Here is a 22,510-nt window from a genome sequence, read left to right on the forward strand (position 1 = left end):
GATATGGCAATTAATTTAGAAAAAGGACAACGTATAAATCTTGAAAAAAGTAACGGTACAAAATTACAAAACATTTGTGTTGGAGTAAATTGGGGAGCAATTGAAAAAAAGGGATTCTTTGGGACAAAGAAAGAAGCAGTAGATTTAGATGCAAGCTGTGCAGTTTATGATGATAAAAAAAATCATATTGATTCAGTAAACTTTAGAAAACTGATTTCAAACGACCGCGCAATTAAACATAGCGGAGATGATTTGACCGGAGATTTGAATGGAGATGACGGATTGGATAACGAAGTTATAACCTTAGATTTTTCTCAATTAAGTCCGGCAGCTAATCACGTAGCGTTTTTTATAAATAGTTTTAGAGGTCAGGATTTTAAAGATATTCCATTTGCTTCTATTCGCATTTACGAAGGAACACCAACCAAGGTTAGTCAGGAATTTGCACGTTTTGATGTTGCAAACGATGCTACTTTTGCCGGAAACGTTTCTATGGTTTTAGGTGTTTTTTACAAGAGAAATGATGAATGGAAATTTAGTGCAGTTGGTGTACCAACAAACGATAAAAAACTAGAGCAGACAATCGTTACAATTCAACAGAATCATTTATAGTCATGTCAGAAAATCAATTAGTTACTCAGGAAAATTCTGCTTTAATTGATAAAGATGGAAATGTAAACTTAGCTTCGATTACAGAAGCTGATGTAAATAATTACAAATCTATTTCTAATCAGTTAAATGAGAATGATGCCAATTCAATTCTGAATTATGGTGCCGAAATTCAAAACTCTATTGCAAAGCAGAGTGATACTTTCTTAACAAATGTCAGAACTTATAATTCCGGCGAAGTAGGAACTCTTATCAATGATCTGCTTACTGAATTGAACTATGTAGATGTTGATCAATTAGATCAGGGACCATTTAAGAGATTTATCTCTAAAATTCCTTTATTGAATAAGTTAATTACCGATGTAAAAAAATTATTTCAGGAATATGATCGAATTACTGTAAATATTGAAAAAATCAGTAATAAGGTAAAAGCCGGAATGATCAACTCTGTGAAAGATAACAGCGCACTTCAGACGATGTTCGATGGTAATGTGAATCTGATCAAAGAAATGGAAAAGCACATTATTGCAGGGCAAATTCGATTTAAGGAATTAAATGAAGAACTTGCTGTAATGGAAGGCAATAGTGCGCAATATCAGGATTATCAGATTTCTGATAAAAGAACTTTCATTAACAGACTGGACAAACGTCTTGCTGATATGAAAATTGTTCGTTTTATCATGTTGCAGTCTTTGGCGCAAATTAGAGTAGTTCAGAACAATAATACTTCTATAGCAGAAAAAGCACAGTCTATTTTGACTACAACAATGCCGGTTTGGAAAAACCAATTGACACTGGCGGTAGCATTACAAAGACAAAAACAGAATATTGAAGTTCAGCGTAGAGTTTCTGAAACAACAAATACAATTTTGCAGAAAAATGCTGAAATGCTGAAACAAAACAGTATTGAAGTTGCCAGAGAAAATGAAAACACTATTGTTTCACTTGAAACGCTGAAAATGACAACCAAATCATTGATCGATACTTTGACAGAAGTAAAACAAATACACGATCAGGGTACAGAAACCAGAAGACAGCTTGATGCAGGCTTGCAAAGTCTTGAGCAAGAATTAAAAAAAGGCGTTGTAAGCTAGAAAATTACAAAAATCGAATATTGGAAATTAGATAAATGCAGGAGGAAGAAGAAGAAAGATATCTTCAAATAATAAAAGACAGTAACAGAAAACTTGTGGTTTTAGAATTGTTATCCAATTTCTTTAACCACAAGGATCTTGTCGGGATTTTGGTAAGGACAAAAATTATTCATACTCTTTTTGAAAAAAACCGGATATTAGATATTAATAAATTAGAACTGTTTCACATTCAGTTTACAAGCAGTCTTATTGATTTGTTTCAAAAAATAAAAAAATCAAAAGAACAGCAATATGTTTTAATCAGTGATGAAATCTATATTAATGAAGATATTTTATCAAAATTAAAACAGGAAATAGGAGAGAGTAAGTTTGCCAAACAAATGCAGCTGCATGCTCAAAATATGTCCAAAAAGATAGAAGAACTCTATGAGTTATTTGTTTCAGAAAAAGATGTTTTTTTTAATTGGAATGATATAATGATTTTTTCTCAGAGTATTCAGGCCGAATATTACAGGGAGATTACAATTGATCAGTACGAAAAGCTTTCACAATTGAATAAAAGTGTATATGAAAATCCATATGCCAAATTTGAAAAAAAGCTTTTAGGACGTTTGAATATTCTGAATTTTAAAATTAAGTTTTTGTGCGGACTGGTTTGTAATAATGAAATAATTGAGGTTTATGAATTTAGGGATTCTAATGATAAATTTGTTTTTGTAGCCAATGAAAAATCATTTTATTTTTTGAATGAAGAAAATACTAAGGATATTGATATTTCAAAAAACGGATCTGCAAAAGAAGAAATTATAATAGATCTGAAAAACAAAAATGCAGAATTGAAGAGAGAACTCAGTGTCGTAAAAACAACGTTGCCCGAAAATGTTTTAGAAGTACTAAAGGAATATCATGACAAAATTTCATCAGTAGATTTCCTGGAAGAACTTCAAAATGTTGATGAACAAACCAATATTTTAAAAACAATGTTGAATATAAATATTAATTAAAGAGATAAAATGGCAATTAACTTAGAAAAAGGACAAAGACAAAGTATAGATGCACCAAAGTTTACTGTAGGTCTTGGATGGGATAGTAACTCAAGCAATACCGGATCAAGTTTTGATGTGGATGCTTCAGTATTTTTAGTTGGTGCAAACGGAAAAATTCCGAATGACAACCATTTTGTTTATTACAATAATTTAAAATCGCCTGATGGAGCAGTAACTCATGCAGGAGATAATTTAACCGGTGATGGTGACGGAGATGATGAAAAAATCCAGATAGATTTGTCCGTAATCTCTCCGGATGTTCACGAAATTTCTTTTGTAGTAACGATTCATCAGGCAGATACAAAAAGACAAAATTTTGGACAAATTAGAAATTCATTTATCAGAATTCTGGATCAGACAAACACAGAATTGGTTAAATATGAACTGGATGAAGATTTTTCTATTGAAACTGCAGTAGAATTTGGGAGAATTTACAAAAGAAACAACGAGTGGAAATTTGAAGCAGTAGGGATTGGAATGAAAGGTGGTTTGCAGGATTATTTAAATAAATATAACTAATTAAAACCTGATTAAAACTATGGCAATTAATTTAACGAAAGGACAAAAGATTGATTTAATAAAATCAAGCGGCGAGTCATTAATAAATTTTTGTGTTGGTGTAAACTGGGGAGCAATTGAAACGAAAGGATTTTTAGGATTATCAAAAAATGTAACAGAAGTTGACTTAGATTTAAGTTGTGTGTTAATTGATGACCAAAATAAACTGTGTGATCATTTATATTCTCCTTTATACAAAGTAGAAGTCTTACAGCAATTTGGCCTTCCAAAAGGGAAGTTGTTGAGTGTAGATGGTGCCTTAAAACACACCGGTGATGATCTTGCCGGAGATAGTGGAGGTGATGATGGTTTGGATAATGAAATTATTACTGTAGACCTTTCTAAAGTTGATGCTAAAGTGAATCAGATATTTTTCTTTCTGAATAATGCAGGAAAAGAAGATTTCTCTCAAATCCCGTATGCAAAAATCAGAATGTACGAAGGTACTCCCACAAAAGTAGTTTCAGAATTTGCAGCTTACAATGTTTCTGCAGAAGCGCAATATGTAAACAAACGTTCCATCATTATGGGAAAATTATACAAGCGTAATGGTGAATGGAAATTTAGTGCCATTGGAGATCCTACAGATGATACTTTCTTAGGACAGACTATTCATAAAATTGTAGAGTCTTATCTGTAGAAGGTTAAATACTATTGGAGTGCTAAATAACAGGAATAACATGTCTCTGATATTCATGTGTGATATTTCGGGATATAATGGAGAAATTGGGTTAGATTAATTATTATGAAATTTTTTCAAGTGATATGAGAAGACTACCGGTATATTTTTTATTAGACACTTCCGGTTCTATGTACGGAGAACCAATTCAGGCATTAAACAATGCTTTAAGCGGCATGGTCAATACTTTGCGTTCAGATGCTCAGGCCTTAGATTCACTCTGGATCAGTATTATTACTTATGATCGTGAAGTAAAAGAAATTGTTCCATTGACAGAACTGGTTCACTTTCAATTACCTGAGATAACCTGTCCGCAAAGTGGTCCTACAAATACAGGAGCAGCACTGGATTTTGTTATTCAAAAAGTAAATAAGGATGTTATAAAGGGTTCAGCTACCCAAAAAGGAGACTGGAAACCTTTACTTTTTGTATTTACTGATGGGAAACCTTCAGATATTCAGCTTTACAGGCAAAAAACTCAGGAAATAAAAAGCCTAAGTTTTGGAGCTGTAGTTGGTTGCGCGGCCGGACATATGGCAAACGATGAAATTCTAAAAGAATTGACAGACCATGTGGTTCATCTGGCCTCTGCCGATAGTTCGACACTAAAACAATTTTTCAAATGGGTATCAGAAACCATCGAACAAGGCAATAAAAGTCAGGGAACTGGCGAAAGTGTTACGCTGCCTCCTCCACCAAGCGAAATAATTGTAGTGATTTAATTTGAACAACACATTGAGATATTAATCATTCTTAGTAGCTGCAAAATAAATTGAATATTGACTTCATCTGTTTTGATTTTTTTGCGATCGTATTTTCTTCTACATTTAATTTTATAAACTACTGATAAACCTTCTCAGTTTGGAGTTGGTTTATCTGTTAATATAACTCAGATTGTGCTTTCAATTATATTTTAATGATATTAAATTCCCTTTAAAATGAGAAGATTACCCATATATTTTTTAATCGATATTTCAGAGTCAATGGTTGGAGAGCCTATTCAGGAGGTTGAAGAAGGATTGGCTACTATTATTCAGGCATTAAAAACAGATCCTTATGCACTTGAAACCGTGTTTGTATCAATTATAGTATTTGCCGGTCAGCCTAAAACATTGGTTCCTCTTCAGGAAATAGTGAGTTTTTATCCTCCTAAATTTCCAATTGGCAGCGGTACATCCTTAAGCAAAGGCTTAGGACATTTAATGTATGAATTGCGCAGTAATATTGTAAAAACAACATATGAAGTTAAAGGTGATTGGAAACCTATTGTTTTTTTATTTACTGATGGAGTTCCAACTGATGATACTAAAATGGCAATTAACGAATGGAAACGAAACTGGCAGCGAACAGCCAATTTAATTGCGATTTCTTTCGGAAACGAAACAGATACAAAATTATTAGGTGAACTTACAGACAATGTTTTGCATTTTAAAAATACAAATGTTCAGTCATACAAAGAGTTTTTTAAATGGGTAACAGATTCTATTAAGACCAGTAGTATAAGTGTCGAAAATAATTCTAGTGGTTTTGAATTGGCAAAATTAGACGGAGAAACACTTTCGAAAATAGACTTAACTAAAGAGGTGCCAAACCGTCAATATGTCGATGATAATTTTGTGGTTTTAAATGGTAAATGTCAAAATACTAAAAGGCCGTACTTAATGAAATATCGCAAAAGTATTGCGGAGTCTATTTACGCCGGAATTGAACTATCTTCTAAAAGTTATAGATTGGTAGGTGCCTATCAGGTCGATAATTCTTATTTTGAGTTGGCTGATTCTACAAATTTTAGCACTAAAGTAAATACAGATGAACTTATCGGAGTGCCAACCTGTCCCTGCTGTGGAAACCAAATAGCTTTTGCGGTTTGTGTTTGTGATAAAATACATTGTATTGGCGATGAAGAAATAAGTACTTGTCCATGGTGCAATAATCAGGGAAGTTACACTTCAGGAGAAGGCGGATTTGATGTGAGCAGAACACAAGGGTAATTCATGAAGGAAGTCAAAAGATATATCCAGTCTTTTTTATCCCAGCATAAAATAGACATTTGTTCAGATAAAGCAGCTCTCTTTGATGAGTTTATTTCCGATGAAAAAAATATCATTGCAGTAAAAATAATTCAGGAAAACCAAAAAATGATTATGCAGAATTGGATATTGAAAAATAGAGTTGATGATATTTTGACGCAGACTGTCTCAATTCCGAACGGCATCGTAAATATAAAATATCAGGCAAAAATTGATTTCAATACTTTGGGTTGGAATGATTTTATTTCCTTTGAAATTAATGGTTTAGAAAATACAGGACTCGAATTTAATGAGGCGGACGAAATGCTTTTTGGAATTCCGAAAATAAGCGGCGATTTAAAAATAAGCATATTATTTAAAATTGATGGTGAACCGGAAGATTCGGTTTTAAATAAAAAAACACTAACACTTATCATAAATCCTGATCCTAAATCCTTATGGAAAAATCTTGAAAGTGATAAAAATGATCCATTTTGGAAACTGGATAACGAAGCAGTTTTTTTGGGATTTTTGGATAAAAATATTGTAATATCTTCAAAAAGAGGACGAAGCCATGCTAATGTCGGATCTTTTAGAGAAGATGATTTTGTATTTAAAAATTTTAATGAAATTGGCTGGAGTGTAGTAGCTGTTTCAGATGGAGCAGGTTCTGCGAAATTATCCCGTAAGGGGTCAAGAATAGCGTGTGAGTCTGTAATTCAATATTTTGAAGAAAATTTGAACCCGGAAAACCTAAAAGAATTTGATGAGGTATTGGCCAACCATCATAATAAATTAAGTGACGTAACATCAAAAAAAATAAATCAGTTTGTTTATGAAAATCTTTCAAAAGCAGTACATTTTGCACATCAAAAACTAGAAGAATTTACAATAAAAAACAAAACAGAATTAAAAGATTTACACACAACTTTAATTTTTGCCCTGGTTAAAAAATACGATTTTGGATATGCTATTCTAACTTTTGGAATTGGTGATTGTCCAATAGGATTGTTAAATAAAGAGCTCACAGAAATCAAATTAATGAACTGGCTTGACGTTGGTGATTATGGAGGCGGAACACGATTTATTACCATGCCTGAAATTTTTCAAGATGATAAATTTTCTTCAAGATTTGGTTTTAAATTAATAGATGACTTCTCTTATTTAGTGCTGATGACAGACGGTATTTATGATCCTAAATTTGTAGTTGAAGCTAATTTGGAAAAAATTGAAAACTGGAGAGGATTTATTGATGATTTGAAAGGGAAAAATGTAGATGGAATCCAAGTTGAATTTGATAAAAATAATCCTGAAATTGCGAAGCAGCTTTCTGCCTGGATGGATTTTTGGAGTCCGGGAAATCATGATGACAGAACCCTTGCTATAATTTATTAAAAATGAATACGATTACAGTAAAATCAATCAATGATGCTGCAAAAACCTATCAGTTTGTTGATAATGGTGAGCCTATGCGTGGTGGTTTTAAGGATGTTTATTTTAGTCCCGACAAAAAATATGTTGTTGCATTATTTAGAGATAAATTAGATTTTAATCAAAAAGAAAGATTACAAAGAATAACCAATAAATATTTAGCACAAATTCAAAACGGAGATGCAGGCGATTACTATTTAAACGAAGTGTACAGATGGCCAACAGATGTTGTTGAATGTAAAGGTTTAACCGGAATCATAGTCCCGACTTACAATTCTAAGTTTTTCTTTAATAAAGGATATGAAACGAGTGATTTAATTCAGGGAAAAGAGAAAAACGGGAAATGGTTTGCAGGTGCTAAATTTAGAAATCCGCACTTTCCGCTACGTGTTGCAAAATCAGAGTTGGGCGACTGGCTAAGTTATTTTCAGGTTTGTGTTAATCTGACCCGCGGTGTAAAAAAGATGCATGCAATGGGATTGGCGCATTCTGATTTATCATACAATAACGTTTTGATTGATCCCGTCAATAAATCGGCTTGTATGATAGATTTGGACGGATTAGTGGTTCCGGGATTGTTTCCGGCAGAAGTAATTGGCACAGCAGAATTTATTGCTCCGGAAGTACTTTCGACCAAGCATCTCAATAAAACCGATCCAAACAGGAAATTGCCAAACCGATTAACCGACTTACATGCATTGCCGGTTTTAATTTATATGTTTTTATTACACAGGCATCCATTAAAAGGAGGGAAAGTACATGATTTAGATACTGAAAGAGATGACTTGCTGTCAATGGGTGAAAAAGCAATGTTCATCGAGCATCCAACAGACTCGATGAACCGACCAAAACTCGATCAGGTTTCGAAATGGGATTTGCCCTGGGCAGATATTGTCAAATTGCCCTACACAATCACAGGACCTTATTTAAAAAACCTGTTTGATAAAGTTTTTATTGATGGATTGCACAATCCAATGCAAAGACCAAATGCCGAAGAATGGGAGATAGCATTACTGAAAACAACTGATTTAATGCAGAAGTGCCAGAATATTTCATGCGAGCAAAAATGGTATGTTTTTGATAATACAAATACGCCAATATGCCCGTTTTGCAATACTTCTCACAAAGGGACGCTGCCAATTTTAGACTTGTATTACCAGTTCGAGGAAACCGTTTGGAAACCTGAAAATCATAGGTTAATGGTTTATAATGATCAATACTTGTTTCAATGGCATGTTAATCGTAATATTGCCAGAAATGAAAAGCTGGCTGCTCAACATAAAGTCCCTGTAGGTTATTTTACTTTTTTTAATGATAAGTGGGTGTTTGTCAATCAAAAACTAACCTCATTAAAAGATGTTACAGAAGACAAAGAAATTCCAATTGGATCAATGCTGGAACTTACCGATGGTAAAAAAATACTCTTATCAAAGGAAGAAGGCGGCCGGGTTTTAGTAGTTACAATGGCTAATAAATAATTTAAAATCTAACTTAATTAATATTTAAAATGAATCAACACCCTATTTTTTCAGAACATCCAGGACTTATAATAGTTTTTGCGGTCGCTGTACTAATCATGCTATTACTGGATTTGGGAATTTTCAACAAGAAGAGCCATGTCGTGACCAATAAAGAAGCGATTACCTGGTCATTAGTCTGGATAAGTTTAGCTATGATTTTTAGTGGTTTGATTTATCACTTTGCGGGTGCTGCTAAATTTTATGAGTTTCAGTCTGCATACTGGATCGAAAAGGCGCTTTCTGTAGATAATCTATTTGTTTTTATATTAGTTTTTAAGTTTTTTGATGTACAAAACGAAAACAAACACAAAGTTTTATTCTGGGGAATTATTGGAGCCCTTGTTTTAAGAGCGATTTTTATATTTTCCGGGGCTTTCTTAATTGAGTTAACGTACTTAAATAAGCTTTTAGGCTTAGCAGGTATAGAAGGGTTCAAATATGATATTAACTTAATCATGACTGCCTTTGGTTTATTCCTTGTGTATGCAGGAATCAAATCTTGGTCTGCGGGCGATGACGATGACGAAGAAGATTATAACAACACAAGAGGAGCAAGACTGATCAGAAAGTTTTTCAGCGTTTCTGATAAATACGATGGGGATAAATTCTTCACATACGAAAACGGGAAAAAATTAGCTACTCCGCTTTTAGTAGTTGTTGCGGTAATCGAATTTACGGATTTATTATTCGCAGTAGATTCTATTCCGGCAATTTTTGCTATTTCAAATGATCCGTTTATCCTTTATACGTCTAATATTTTTGCTATTTTAGGATTAAGAGCGTTATTCTTTTTATTGGATAACTTTATTCACCTATTCAGCAAACTGCAATACGGGCTGGCAATTATCCTTTCTTTCATTGGTATAAAAATGATTATTGCGCCATTTTATCACATCGAATCAATTTATTCGCTGATTGTTATTGGAGGAATCCTTATAATTTCAGTATTATTGTCAATTATGCTGCCAGAGAAGAAATAAGTTTAAGTAAGAGCACTTATATTGATAATCTAATAATAAAGGGGCTGAAAATTAATTTAATTTTCAGCCCCTTTTATGTAAAACCAATTTCTTTTAAATGGATTGAATTTGAATTGATATGTTGCCCGATTAGGCTATTTATAAGCTTAATTATTTATATCTTTGCACATTAATTTAGTAATAAATAATCTGAGCTCATGAATAAAAAAGCAGAAAATATAATTGTTGGAATTTCGATTGGAGATTTAAACGGTATTGGAAGCGAAGTTATATTAAAAACATTCGAAGATTCTCGTATGTTAGAATTATGTACGCCGGTTATTTTTGCCAATGCCAAAATACTTTCTTTCGTTAAAAAAAGCTTCACATCTACAGTTCAATTTCATGGAGTTGATAAATTAGATCAGGTTTTACCGGGGAAATTGAATGTTTTCAATCTTTGGAGAGAAAGTGTTGACATAAATTTAGGCACAAATGATGAGAAAATAGGCGAGTATGCTATAAAATCGTTTGTCGCTGCGACAAAAGCCTTAAAAGATGGAGATATAGATGTTTTGGTGACTGCCCCAATAAATAAATATAATATTCAATCAGAAGATTTTAAATTCCCTGGTCATACAGATTATTTGGATCAGGAGCTGGAAGGGAATGCATTAATGATGATGGTTCATGATGATTTAAGGATTGGATTACTGACAGATCATGTTCCTTTAAGTGAAGTTTCTTCTCAGTTGACGGAAGAATTAATTACAAGAAAAATCGAAACAATCAGAAAATCATTAATTCAGGATTTTAGTATTGTAAAGCCAAAAATTGCAGTATTGAGCTTAAATCCACATGCCGGTGATGGAGGTGTAATTGGGAAAGAAGATGATTTGGTATTAAAACCTGCTTTAAAGAAAATATTCGAAAAAGGAACTATGGTTTTTGGACCATTTCCTGCAGATGGTTTTTTTGGAAGCGGTCAGCATGAAAAATATGATGCAGTTGTGGCGACCTATCACGATCAGGGATTAATCCCTTTTAAAACATTATCATTTGGGAAAGGAGTGAATTATTCAGCAGGACTTAACAGAATCAGAACTTCTCCGGATCATGGCACTGCTTATGATATTGCAGGGAAAGATATGGCAGATTATAATTCTTTTAAAGAAGCAGTTTATCTTGCAATCGATATTTTTCGTTCGCGTAATCAATATGAAGAGATTAGCACAAAACCTCTTAAAATAAAAGAAAAACAGTTATAAACAAAAAAAGGTGAATAAGATTATTAGTTTTATAATAATTTTATATCTTTGCACCCCAATTCAGGTATCTGAGTTTTAGATATGAATTGATCAAATTGATGTTGAAATGAGCAAAACAAAAGAATTTTTAATTCCTTTCGTGGGATTAAAACTAGGAAAACACCATTTTGAGTATCAAATAAGTAAGAAGTTCTTTGAGGACTTTGATTATGATGAATTTCAAGCTTCGGATATCAAAGTCAGTTTAGTTTTAGATAAAGGAAGCAGCTTGTTAGAGTTAAATTTCAAACATAAAGGGACGGTGAATGTACCTTGTGATTTAACAAGCGAGGATTTTGATTTGCCTATAAAAGGAAAAATGAGACTCATCGTTCGTTTTGGTGACGAATTTAATAATGACAATGAGGAATTGCTTATTTTGCCACACGGTGAGTTTGAACTAGATGTAGCACAATACATCTATGAAATGATTGCATTGTCAGTTCCGCTTAAACGTGTTCACCCAGGTGTAAAGGATGGAAGTTTACAAACTGAAGCCCTGACAAAACTAAATGAATTAAAAGTCAAAGACTCGAGCGATAGCCAACAGGCGAAGCAAGTCAAAGAAGAGAGTAAACAAGAAGAAGATATTGACCCGCGTTGGGACAAATTAAAGAAACTATTAACGGATAAATAATATAGTAAAATGGCACATCCTAAGAGAAAAATCTCGAAAACAAGAAGAGATAAGAGAAGAACACATTATAAAGCTACTGTAGCTCAGATCGCTACATGTCCTATTACAGGTGAAGCACATTTATACCACAGAGCTTACTGGCATGAAGGTAAAATGTATTACAGAGGGCAAGTTGTTATCGATAAATCTGAAGCGGTTGCTTAATACGTTTTTGTAAATGATATGAGAACTCTCACTATGTGAGAGTTTTTTTTGTTTGTTATAACTTTCTTTTTTAAGGAAATTTACGACAATACGTTTAGAATTTTTTTTGTAATTTTCAAGTCTTTTAAAAATTTTTCAAATAGCAATATTTGAGAGGAAATAATAGAATATAATGAATACAATCACAGCCGCAATTACCGCTGTTGGAGGATACGTTCCTGATTTTGTGCTTTCTAACAAAGTGCTAGAAACAATGGTTGATACCAATGATGAATGGATTACTACCCGTACCGGAATAAAAGAAAGAAGAATTCTTAAAGATGCTGATAAAGGAACCTCCTACCTTGCTATAAAAGCAGCACAAGATTTAATAGCAAAAGCCAATATTGATCCGTTAGAAATTGATATGGTAATAATGGCAACAGCAACACCGGATATGATGGTGGCAGCCACAGGTGTCTATGTAGCCACAGAAATTGGAGCGACTAATGCATTTGCCTACGACCTGCAAGCAGCTTGTTCCAGTTTTTTATACGGAATGTCTACGGCAGCAGCTTATGTGCAATCCGGACGTTACAAAAAAGTGCTATTAATTGGTGCCGATAAAATGTCATCAATTGTAGATTATACAGACAGATCGACCTGTATTATTTTTGGTGATGGAGCGGGAGCAGTTTTATTTGAACCAAATTATGAAGGTTTAGGTTTACAGGATGAGTACTTAAGAAGTGATGGTGTAGGGCGAGATTTTCTTAAAATTCCTGCAGGAGGTTCTTTAATCCCTGCTTCTGAAGAAACCATTAAAAACAGACAGCATAATATTATGCAGGATGGTAAAACAGTTTTTAAATATGCTGTTACTAATATGGCTGATGCAAGTGAATTAATTTTACAAAGAAATAATTTAACAAAAGAAGATGTAAGCTGGTTAGTGCCACATCAGGCAAACAGACGTATTATTGATGCTACTGCAGGCAGATTAGATCTTGATGAGTCTAAAGTGCTTGTAAATATCGAAAGATATGGTAATACAACTTCAGGAACCTTGCCATTAGTATTAGCTGACTTTGAGGACAAGTTTAAAAAAGGAGATAATGTTATTTTTGCCGCTTTTGGAGGTGGATTCACATGGGGATCTATTTATCTGAAATGGGCTTACGATAAGAAATAAATTAAAACTAAAAACGAATCATTATGGATTTAAAAGAAATTCAAAACCTAATCAAATTTGTAGCAAATTCGGGAGTTGCAGAGGTAAAGTTAGAAATGGATGATGTAAAAATCACCATTAGAACAACTTTAGAAACAAATGTAACTGAGGCTACTTATGTACAACAATTACCAGCTCAGGCTGCATTGCCACAAGCAGTTGCTCCTCAACAGGCACCGGTAGTTGTAAATGTAAATAGTGAAGCAGCAGCTCCAGCTGAGAATTCTAAATTCATTACTATAAAATCTCCAATTATCGGAACTTTTTATAGAAAACCATCTCCGGATAAACCAGTTTTTACTGAAGTAGGAAGTGTTATTTCAAAAGGTGATGTTCTTTGCGTAATTGAAGCAATGAAATTATTCAACGAAATCGAATCAGAAGTTTCAGGTAAAATAGTGAAAATTCTTGTTGACGATATGTCTCCTGTAGAATTTGACCAACCTTTATTCTTAGTTGATCCATCTTAATTTTAGATCTTAGATTTTTAGATTTTAACTTTTTGAAAGTGTCTAAATCTAATCATCCAATTGTCTAATTATCCAAATTATCTAATTTTAAAAAGATGTTTAAAAAAATATTAATTGCGAATAGAGGGGAAATTGCACTTCGTGTAATTCGTACTTGTAAAGAGATGGGAATCAAAACTGTTGCAGTTTATTCTACAGCTGATGCAGAAAGTTTACACGTTAAATTTGCTGATGAAGCGGTTTGTATTGGTCCTCCTCCGAGTAACTTATCGTATTTGAAAATGTCAAATATAATTGCTGCTGCAGAAATTACTAACGCAGATGCAATACATCCGGGATACGGATTTCTTTCTGAGAATGCTAAATTCTCTAAAATTTGTCAGGAACACGGAATCAAATTTATTGGTGCTGCCCCTGAAATGATTGACAGAATGGGAGATAAAGCTTCTGCAAAAGCGACAATGAAAGCAGCAGGAGTTCCATGTGTACCAGGTTCTGACGGATTATTGGAATCTTTCGAACAAACACAAAAATTAGCTAAAGAATTTGGTTACCCGGTAATGCTTAAAGCAACGGCCGGTGGTGGTGGAAAAGGAATGCGTGCTGTCTGGAAAGAAGAAGAACTATTGAAAGCATGGGAAAGTGCGCGTCAGGAAGCTGCTGCAGCATTTGGAAATGACGGAATGTACATGGAGAAACTTATTGAAGAACCACGTCATATCGAAATTCAGGTTGTTGGAGATTCATACGGAAAAGCATGTCACCTTTCTGAAAGAGATTGTTCAGTACAGCGTCGTCACCAAAAATTAACTGAAGAAACACCTTCACCTTTCATGACTGACGAATTGCGTGCTGCTATGGGAGAAGCTGCTGTAAAAGCTGCTGAATTCATTAAGTATGAAGGAGCGGGAACAGTTGAGTTTCTGGTAGACAAACACAGGAATTTTTACTTCATGGAAATGAATACACGAATTCAGGTAGAACACCCAATCACAGAACAGGTTATTGATTATGATTTGATTCGTGAGCAAATTATGGTAGCTGCCGGAATTCCAATTTCAGGAAGAAACTATTTGCCGGAATTACATGCTATAGAATGTCGTATCAATGCTGAAGATCCTTATAACGATTTTCGTCCTTCACCAGGAAAAATTACTACGCTTCATATGCCTGGAGGTCACGGAGTTCGTTTAGATACTCACGTTTATTCTGGTTACAGTATTCCGCCAAATTACGATTCGATGATAGCAAAATTAATTACGACTGCGCAATCACGTGAAGAAGCGATCAGTAAGATGCGAAGAGCTTTGGATGAATTTGTTATTGAAGGAATTAAGACTACAATACCTTTTCACAGACAATTAATGGATGATCCAAGATATATTGCAGGAGATTATACAACTGCATTTATGGATACTTTTAAAATGAATCCAATCGAATAAATACTAAAAACCTCATTGAAAAATGAGGTTTTTTTTATGTTTTAACTTATATAATTTATGTTTTCGAAACTTCTGATTCGCATTGATTGAAATTTCAGGAATATCGTTCATTAATTATTCGTTTAAATAGGATTTTTTATTTAGCAGACTGACATTATATTATTCAAATTTAAAACTGGAATACTATAAAGACGATATTTTTGCCATTAAAAAAGCATGGAATCTGGTTTGTCTCTCTTTATTGCAGTTTTTATGGGATGTGTAATACTCTTCACTGAAAGATTTCTAATAAAAAAAGCTACATCTTATTTGATGTAGCTTTTAGTTTTTTAAGCAGTATTTTAAAACTTAGAATGTTATTTTAATTTTTTATTTTGAAAGTAACTCTTCTTGCCAGCTTTCTCGCTAAAGCAGATTCTTTATCTACAGAAGCATCTACACCGCCACTAGTAACATTTATTCTCTCAGAAGCAATCTTTGCTTTAAGAAGGATGTCTTTTACACTATTAGCTCTTTCATTAGCTAATTTTTCATTGTATGAAGCGTTACCAATTTCATCAGCATAACCTGTAATTTCAACAGAAGCTGAAGGATTGTTTCTTAAATAGTTGACTACAAAATTAATACCGTCAATAGAAGAATCAGTAGGTGTAGATTTGTTAAAGTCGAAATATGCAGCAACATAGCCTCCGTTAACTAATTTTGTAATTGATTCGCTATCGCTTATCGGATCATTACCGTTAATTTTGTTTGGGTAAGTTTTTGTTAAATAACTTTCTAACTCATCAGGTATGCCATTATTATTTAAATCAACAGCTCTTCCTTTAGAATCTACCATAAGTCCTGCAATAGTATTAGGTTCAAGATCTAAATAATCTGCTACACCATCTTTATCACTATCGATTAACATTTTTTCAAGATTGTCAATTCTTTCTCTTTGCGCTAATGCATCTTTGTCAATAAGTGTAATCCAGTCAGCGTGTTTTTCGTTTTTGCCTAAGTATAAAGTTAGACCTATTGTACCATTAAATAATATTCCTGAAAAACCAGCTACCTTGTTCGTACTTGCTGCATCAAAAGAATAATCTTGACTGGCATTTAGAATTGTTGTTAAATCTCCAGTTATGGCTAACTTGTTTGATAATTTAATTTGTGCAGTAACTCCAGCAATAAAATTAAACATTTTGTCTTTTATTGGAGAATTTTGATCTTCGAAATGTGCAGCTCCAAAGCCTCCATGTCCTAGCAAACCAATTGTATTTGTCCAGTTTTCAAAATTCATGATTCTTCCTAAATTTGCTACTCCCTGAAGACCAATTCTGTAATACTTTGTGCTGAATTCAGGTGTATTTTTCCCTTCTTGAAAGCTGTTGTAACCAAAGTCAGCTTTTAAACCAAATTTATTATTGAACATGTAACGTGCTCCTAAATCAACAACGTAAAGGTTGGGAGTTGAAGTAGAAAATGTCATAGGCTTTTGCGGCTTATTAAATCCACCTGCAAATTCGATAGACCATTTATTATAATTTCCATCTGTTAAACTTTCACCAGTGCTTGTCTGAGCAGTAACGTTCCCCAATGTCGCAATTAGGACAAGTAATAGTACTATTTTTTTCATTATTACAATTTTAAAATTTTGACGCAAAATTACGACTTAAATGTTAATAAAAAGGGAAGATGAAGTAATTGTAATGCTATTGTTGATAATTATGTGAAAAAAAAGGAGATGAGATGTTTTTTTTGATAATAAAGCTGTTTAAGTTGTCTTTTTTTGATTAAAATAAATCATGTAATTTTCTGTTTATCAAATATTTGATTCATTAAGTAAGGTTAATATGTCAAATTAAATAAATTTAGAATTTTCAGTAATTCTAAATTTCGAAATGCCATAAAAACCGAATAATGTTTTAGAGTGATTATTCATACAAAACGGTATTAGTCTAATACATTTTGAAATAATTTGGATTTAGAAATCGAGAAATACATTTGTGTATACTTTTTACACACTGTTTTTTCAAAATTACACACTATGTGGCTATTAAAAAAATGCTTATATTTATTAATTAATTAAAAAACAGTACTTTAGCTTTTGTTGGCTGTGTGGTTTTTGTTGTGGCATAATAATTTCTTTATCTTATGTGTAAAACAATATTAATAATTAAATATATACATTATGAAAAATTTATTTTTATCAGCCGCAATCATTTTGGGAGGTTTAACTTCATTTGCATCAACTTCTCCAATTTCAAATACTATAGTGAAAACGATTTCAATTCAGGATGAATATACAGAAATTAAATTAGAAGAAGTACCGGCAGCAATTACCGAAGCTCTAAAAAAAGCATATCCTGATGCAGTACTTTCTAAAGCATATAAAAATGCAAAATCTGAATATAAACTAGATGTTGCTGTTGGTGACAAAGTTGGTAATCTGTTTGCGAATGCTGATGGAACCTGGATCAAAAAATAATTTAAATAATCCTTAAAACAATTATTATGAAAAAGTTAATCTTATCAGCAGCCATCGTTTTAGGAAGTTTGTCAATTCAGGCAGCGACATTTAATCCAACAAATGCAACTGCTAATTCAGTAAATGTTCAGGACGAATATAAAGAAGTTGATTCTGTTCCGGCAGCCGTTAAAACGGGATTAGATAATGCTTATCCAGGTGTAAAACTTGACAAGGCATATGTAAATGACAAAAAAGAATATAAAATAGAGATAACAGTAAGAAATGAAAAATCTATTGTTTATACAGATGAAAAGGGAAATATCATTAAAAAATAATTTTAAAAAAGCATTATGAAAAAATTGATCTTATCTGCAGCAATTATTTTAGGAGGTTTATCAGTTCAGGCTGCTATTCCTGAAGGTACAATTTCAGCTATTAATTCTGTAATTATTCAGGATGAATATACTGAAGTAGCCTCAGATGCGGTTCCGGCAGCTGTAAAATCAACAGTTGAAAAATCTTTTCCAAACACTAAGCTCGAAAAGGCGTATAAAAATGCAAAAAACGAGTACAAACTGGAAATTTCAAGCGGGGAGAAGAAGTATACAATTTTTACAGATGCATCAGGAAATATTATTAAAAAGTAACTAAAATTAAAATATTATGAAAAAGTTAATTTTATCCGCAGCGATTGTTTTTGGAAGTTTGTCAATCTATGCATCAACAATTACTGATGCTCAACCAGTAAAAACTTCCGTAGTCTTTCAGTCAGAATATACTGAAATTAATAAGGATGATGTTCCTGCAGCAGTGAAAACTGCATTAGAAACAGCTTATCCGGGTGCAGTGCTTGAAAAAGCGTATAAAAATGATAAAAACGAATACAAATTAGACATTTCAGTTGGAGACCAAAAGGCTACTGTTTACTCAGATGCCAATGGAAACTGGTTAAAAATATAATTAGGTGAATTAGATTTATGTTTTTGGTGAAAAAGAGATTGCATTAGCAGTCTCTTTTTTTTTACATAATTTTGTGAAAATACTGTATTAATAGTGGTATTTTAGCAAAAAGTCCCAAGACACAAAATGCTGAAGATATTATTAATAGAAGACGATATTTCATTCTGCAAATTATTAGAAAAATTTCTGATAAAGAAAGCATACGAGGTAACCATTGCTTTTTCAGCAGAGGAAGCGAGATTGTGTGTCAAAAAAGAATCCTTTGATTTAATTTTGATGGATCTTCGTTTACCTGATGCTGATGGTATTGTTTTGATGACCGAATTTAAGATTTCGCATCCTCAAATTCCTGTTGTGCTTATGACAGGCTATTCAGATGTAAATACAGCCGTAAAAGCAATAAAAAATGGAGCTTCTGATTACATCTCGAAGCCGTTTAATCCCGATGAAGTTTTACTGGTTATTACAAATGCATTACAAACCGTACCGGCCGAAAAAGAAATAGTAAAAGAAAAAAGAATTCCAACAAAAGAGGTTTCTTCTGACAACGAATTTGTACGAGGAATTTCTGTTGCCTCAAAAAAATTGTTAGAACACATTAAATTGGTCAGTCCTACGGATATGTCTGTTTTAATTATTGGTGAAAGCGGAACCGGAAAAGAGATTATCGCTAAAAGTATCCATCAGCAAAGCCACCGTAAAAACAATAACTTCATCGCTGTTGACTGTGGTGCTATTCCGAAAGAGTTGGCTGCCAGTGAATTCTTTGGACATTTAAAAGGATCTTTTACAGGAGCAATCAGTGATAAAACCGGTTATTTTGAAGCAGCAAATGGAGGAACCCTTTTTTTGGACGAAATTGGAAACCTTTCTTATGAGAATCAGATTCAATTGCTGAGAGCACTTCAGGAAAGAAAAATAAAACCTGTTGGTAGCAATAAGGAAATCAATGTTGATATCCGAATTATTACAGCAACTAATGAGGATTTGCGTGAAGCTGTAAAAAATGGCGATTTCCGGGAAGATTTGTATCACCGTATTAATGAATTCTCTATTCAGTCTCCTTCATTAACAGACAGAGGAGAAGATTTGATGGTTTTTGCAGATTATTTTTTAGACAAAGCAAATCATCAGTTGAACAAAGATATTATCGGATTCTCACCGGAAGTAGTGGCTATTTTTCAAAAATATAGCTGGCCTGGGAATCTCCGTGAACTTCAAAACTGTATCAAACGAGCCACGCTTTTATCTCAGGGAGACTTCATTGAAATTGATGTTTTGCCTATTGAGTTTTTTCAGACAGAAAAACAAAGTAATTCCGGTAGTTTTTCTTTATCAGATAATGAAAAAGAAGCTATCATTCATGCTTTATCCAGAACTCAAAACAATAAATCAGAAGCAGCAAAGCTTTTGAAAATAACCCGAAAAACACTTTACAATAAATTGAAACAATATAATATCGATTAAAAATTTTCCTTTTTTAAAGTTTCAAAAAGTAAATCAATTTTGACTTTTAAATTATTATAAAGAGAATTTAGTTCTGAATTATCTAAATTATTTTGTTCCAGTGTTTTTAAAATTTCACCAATTTCATCTGCCTGAATCTGTCTGAACATAGGGGCTATCCGGTGTGCAATTGAATTTATTTCGGATATATTTTTTTCTTGCACGGCATTTTCCAAAGCGTTTAAGTTGAGCTTTGTGCTTTCTATAAATGATTCTATAAACTCTTTTGAAGCATCATTATCATTTCCCAAAAACTCTTTTAAAGATGTTAAAGAATACGATTTTGAAGATAATTCCTTTTTAGTTTTTACAATTTTATCAGAAAGAATATCGTTGTCTAAAACACGCTGGATAGTTTCAAGCAGAATTTTTGGAGAATATGGTTTTTTTATCACAGTTGAAAAACCAGCTTTTGAATAGACATAAAAATCTAAATCTGTTCGTCCGGTTATAGCAATAATGGGTTGACCTTTATAAAAGGAATTGGTTTCTTGTTTTAATTTTTCAATAAACAAAAAACCATCAACTTCTGGCATTTGAATATCAGTAATGATAAAATCAAAATCAGTGTTTTGAATTGATTCTAAAGCTTTTGTAGCATGTGTAAAGGAGAATACCTGATGATTTTGCTGTTTTAATACAGTACTGGTTAAATTCAATAAATTGATGTCGTCATCAACAACAATAAAAGTTAAGTTTTTAGAAATCGGAATAATTTCTTCTGATTTAGTCTTTTTTAAACTTACACTTGAATCGAATAATAGTGGAAGGGTAATTTTAAAAGTACTTCCTTCTCCAAACGTACTTTTAAGGTTTAATTTTCCACCTAAAATCGAAATTATTTTTTGACAAATAGCCAGTCCCAAACCAGTTCCGCCATATTTTTTTTCGATGTTTTCATTTGCCTGAGCAAATTCTTCAAAAACTAATTTCTGGTTTTCTTTCTCAATTCCAATTCCTGAATCTTCAATAGTAATTGTAAAAAAGTCATTATCTTCGGCTACATAAGCACTAATTTTTATAAAACCTTCTTCAGTAAATTTATAGGCATTCCCGATAATGTTGCTCAAAATTTGTTTTAAGCGAAACGGATCTCCAACGATTTTTGTGCTCAGTTTTTCATCAGCATTGATAATAAGGTCGATATTTTTTTGTTTGTAAACAGTCTGAATGTTTTTAGCCACTTCATCAATGATTTCAGGTAACAAAAAAGGAACTTTCTCAATTGTGATTTTTCCGGCTTCAATTTGAGAAAAATCCAATAGATCCTGGACCAATTGAGTAATATATTCAGAGGAATTCTTGATATTTTTGATAAAGTAGGATTGTTTGGTAGTAACATCAGAATTGCCCAAAAGTTCTGAATACCCTACAATGGTACTCAAAGGTGTTTTTAAATCATGACTTACTGTCGAGATTAGCTGTTCCCGGCTTTTAAGCAGGTTTTTGGTTTTAAAATTGGCAATTTCCAACTGCTTTTTATACAATTGCGATTTTGAATAATCGCTTACAATTATAATTGAGAAGACTACCGTAAGTAATAAACCGATAATGGCCGAAGCGGTAACAATTTCGTTCACTTTTTTAAGAGATTTTTCTTTTAGTGAATTGTTTTTTATTGAGTTGATGATAATTTCCCGCTCAATAATCCGAAGCACTTTTCGAAGTTGTTCAGAAATGGCAATTTCGTTTTTAAGCAGTTTGTTTTCTTCGAAATTTAAAGATTCTTTTTTCTTTTCGGCTTTTTGTTTTACATCGCTCAGAAGTTTTTTTGAATTGGCCAAAATCGAATCAGAAGCTTGTTTGCTTAAAGTATTCGTGCTGTCATCCGGAATATTCTGATTGAGGTAATCAACGTATTTTTGCAAAACATTTCGTTGATAACTCCCTAGATCATTCGGACTTTTGGTAAAATCCTGAAGTTCCAGTTTTCGTAGTTTAAACTCCATTTTGGTAATTTCATCAATAGCAGTGTTTACAGAAACTTCATCTTCGGCTTTGTTTTTTATGGTTTTTAATTGTCTGATGTTTTCTGTTTTTTCAGATAATAAGTAAGTTACGCTATCCAATAAAACTTTTTGATATTCTGTTGTAACAATTTGTTTTAGAGTGTCTATTCGGGAACGTAAAGAATCAGTTTCAATTAAATAACTTTTGAAATCTTTTTCAGAGTTGGTCTGAATTGTCTTTCGGGCTAAACTTTCTGTTTTATATACATTCGAAAAAAGTTTGCTTACCCGTAATATTTTGGTTTTTTCATAGGCAATTTTATTTTCTAATTTATTGTATACTACATTTTCAGAATATAAAAACCACCCTACGGTAACAACAAGTGCCAGTAATGCAGCATAACTAAAGAGAACCTTGATGGGCATGTAGCTTTTTTTACTTTCCATAAATTGTTAATGTAGCTTTTT

23 protein-coding genes are annotated in these 22,510 nt (G+C 32.8%); 21 read left to right on the forward strand and 2 right to left on the reverse strand.

Annotated features, from left to right (window positions below):
• Positions 1–3 precede the first annotated feature (3 nt).
• The 16 genes from JE46_RS10100 to accC all read left to right on the forward strand — a co-directional run bounded on the left by JE46_RS10100 (position 4) and on the right by accC (position 15,175).
• Positions 4–612 (forward strand): TerD family protein, encoded by a 609-nt coding sequence (locus JE46_RS10100; RefSeq protein ID WP_031455158.1) that lies wholly within the window; start codon positions 4–6, stop codon positions 610–612.
• A gap of 2 nt (positions 613–614) precedes the next feature.
• Positions 615–1,703: a toxic anion resistance protein gene (locus JE46_RS10105; protein ID WP_031455159.1), complete on the forward strand. Its 1,089-nt coding sequence runs from the start codon at positions 615–617 to the stop codon at positions 1,701–1,703.
• Positions 1,704–1,738: 35 nt separating this feature from the next.
• Complete coding sequence (locus JE46_RS10110) at positions 1,739–2,707, forward strand: hypothetical protein (protein WP_031455160.1); 969 nt, start codon at positions 1,739–1,741, stop codon at positions 2,705–2,707.
• Positions 2,708–2,716: 9 nt separating this feature from the next.
• Positions 2,717–3,268, forward strand: a complete 552-nt coding sequence (locus JE46_RS10115; RefSeq protein ID WP_031455161.1) for a TerD family protein — start codon at positions 2,717–2,719, stop codon at positions 3,266–3,268.
• 19 nt (positions 3,269–3,287) lie between these two features.
• Complete coding sequence (locus JE46_RS10120) at positions 3,288–3,947, forward strand: TerD family protein (protein WP_031455162.1); 660 nt, start codon at positions 3,288–3,290, stop codon at positions 3,945–3,947.
• A 125-nt stretch (positions 3,948–4,072) separates the two neighbouring features.
• Positions 4,073–4,708, forward strand: coding sequence for a vWA domain-containing protein (locus JE46_RS10125; RefSeq protein WP_031455163.1), 636 nt, complete (start codon positions 4,073–4,075; stop codon positions 4,706–4,708).
• Between the two features lie 216 nt (positions 4,709–4,924).
• Entirely contained in the window at positions 4,925–5,977 is a 1,053-nt protein-coding gene (locus JE46_RS10130; protein WP_031455164.1) for a TerY-C metal binding domain-containing protein, read from the forward strand.
• A gap of 3 nt (positions 5,978–5,980) precedes the next feature.
• Positions 5,981–7,390 carry a PP2C family serine/threonine-protein phosphatase gene (locus JE46_RS10135; RefSeq protein ID WP_031455165.1) on the forward strand — a complete coding sequence of 470 codons (1,410 nt, stop codon included), beginning with the start codon at positions 5,981–5,983 and terminating at the stop codon, positions 7,388–7,390.
• A gap of 2 nt (positions 7,391–7,392) precedes the next feature.
• On the forward strand, positions 7,393–8,904 hold the full coding sequence (locus JE46_RS10140; RefSeq protein WP_031455166.1) for a helix-hairpin-helix domain-containing protein: 1,512 nt from the start codon (positions 7,393–7,395) through the stop codon (positions 8,902–8,904).
• Positions 8,905–8,933: 29 nt separating this feature from the next.
• Positions 8,934–9,926, forward strand: a complete 993-nt coding sequence (locus JE46_RS10145) for a TerC/Alx family metal homeostasis membrane protein (protein ID WP_031455167.1) — start codon at positions 8,934–8,936, stop codon at positions 9,924–9,926.
• A gap of 197 nt (positions 9,927–10,123) precedes the next feature.
• Positions 10,124–11,173: a 4-hydroxythreonine-4-phosphate dehydrogenase PdxA gene (gene pdxA, locus JE46_RS10150; RefSeq protein WP_031455168.1), complete on the forward strand. Its 1,050-nt coding sequence runs from the start codon at positions 10,124–10,126 to the stop codon at positions 11,171–11,173.
• 106 nt (positions 11,174–11,279) lie between these two features.
• Positions 11,280–11,849, forward strand: a complete 570-nt coding sequence (locus JE46_RS10155) for a YceD family protein (protein ID WP_031455169.1) — start codon at positions 11,280–11,282, stop codon at positions 11,847–11,849.
• A 9-nt stretch (positions 11,850–11,858) separates the two neighbouring features.
• Positions 11,859–12,053, forward strand: a complete 195-nt coding sequence (rpmF, locus tag JE46_RS10160; protein WP_031455170.1) for a 50S ribosomal protein L32 — start codon at positions 11,859–11,861, stop codon at positions 12,051–12,053.
• Positions 12,054–12,225: 172 nt separating this feature from the next.
• Positions 12,226–13,224, forward strand: a complete 999-nt coding sequence (locus JE46_RS10165) for a beta-ketoacyl-ACP synthase III (protein ID WP_031455171.1) — start codon at positions 12,226–12,228, stop codon at positions 13,222–13,224.
• Between the two features lie 23 nt (positions 13,225–13,247).
• On the forward strand, positions 13,248–13,733 hold the full coding sequence (gene accB, locus JE46_RS10170; protein WP_031455172.1) for an acetyl-CoA carboxylase biotin carboxyl carrier protein: 486 nt from the start codon (positions 13,248–13,250) through the stop codon (positions 13,731–13,733).
• Between the two features lie 95 nt (positions 13,734–13,828).
• Positions 13,829–15,175, forward strand: a complete 1,347-nt coding sequence (accC, locus tag JE46_RS10175; protein WP_031455173.1) for an acetyl-CoA carboxylase biotin carboxylase subunit — start codon at positions 13,829–13,831, stop codon at positions 15,173–15,175.
• Positions 15,176–15,536: 361 nt separating this feature from the next.
• Here accC and JE46_RS10180 read toward each other — a convergent pair whose 3' ends face one another.
• The gene (locus JE46_RS10180) at positions 15,537–16,793 is read right to left on the reverse strand and encodes an OmpA family protein (protein WP_031455174.1); all 1,257 of its coding nucleotides are present in this window, start codon (positions 16,791–16,793) and stop codon (positions 15,537–15,539) included.
• Between the two features lie 555 nt (positions 16,794–17,348).
• On the opposite strand from JE46_RS10180, the gene JE46_RS10185 reads away from it, so the two are divergent.
• The 5 genes from JE46_RS10185 to JE46_RS10205 all read left to right on the forward strand — a co-directional run bounded on the left by JE46_RS10185 (position 17,349) and on the right by JE46_RS10205 (position 20,054).
• On the forward strand, positions 17,349–17,645 hold the full coding sequence (locus JE46_RS10185) for a hypothetical protein (RefSeq protein WP_031455175.1): 297 nt from the start codon (positions 17,349–17,351) through the stop codon (positions 17,643–17,645).
• Positions 17,646–17,671: 26 nt separating this feature from the next.
• Positions 17,672–17,962, forward strand: a complete 291-nt coding sequence (locus JE46_RS10190) for a hypothetical protein (RefSeq protein ID WP_031455176.1) — start codon at positions 17,672–17,674, stop codon at positions 17,960–17,962.
• 15 nt (positions 17,963–17,977) lie between these two features.
• A complete protein-coding gene (locus tag JE46_RS10195) occupies positions 17,978–18,274 on the forward strand; it encodes a PepSY-like domain-containing protein (RefSeq protein ID WP_031455177.1) in 297 nt (98 codons plus the stop codon).
• A gap of 16 nt (positions 18,275–18,290) precedes the next feature.
• Positions 18,291–18,587, forward strand: coding sequence for a hypothetical protein (locus tag JE46_RS10200; protein ID WP_031455178.1), 297 nt, complete (start codon positions 18,291–18,293; stop codon positions 18,585–18,587).
• Between the two features lie 126 nt (positions 18,588–18,713).
• Positions 18,714–20,054 (forward strand): sigma-54-dependent transcriptional regulator, encoded by a 1,341-nt coding sequence (locus tag JE46_RS10205; RefSeq protein WP_031455179.1) that lies wholly within the window; start codon positions 18,714–18,716, stop codon positions 20,052–20,054.
• Here JE46_RS10205 and JE46_RS10210 read toward each other — a convergent pair.
• Entirely contained in the window at positions 20,051–22,489 is a 2,439-nt protein-coding gene (locus JE46_RS10210) for an ATP-binding response regulator (RefSeq protein WP_031455180.1), read from the reverse strand. The genes JE46_RS10205 and JE46_RS10210 overlap by 4 nt on opposite strands.
• Positions 22,490–22,510 lie beyond the last annotated feature (21 nt).

The sequence above is a fragment of the Flavobacterium chungangense LMG 26729 genome, from assembly GCF_000735715.2.
Classification (GTDB): Bacteria; Bacteroidota; Bacteroidia; order Flavobacteriales; family Flavobacteriaceae; genus Flavobacterium; species Flavobacterium chungangense.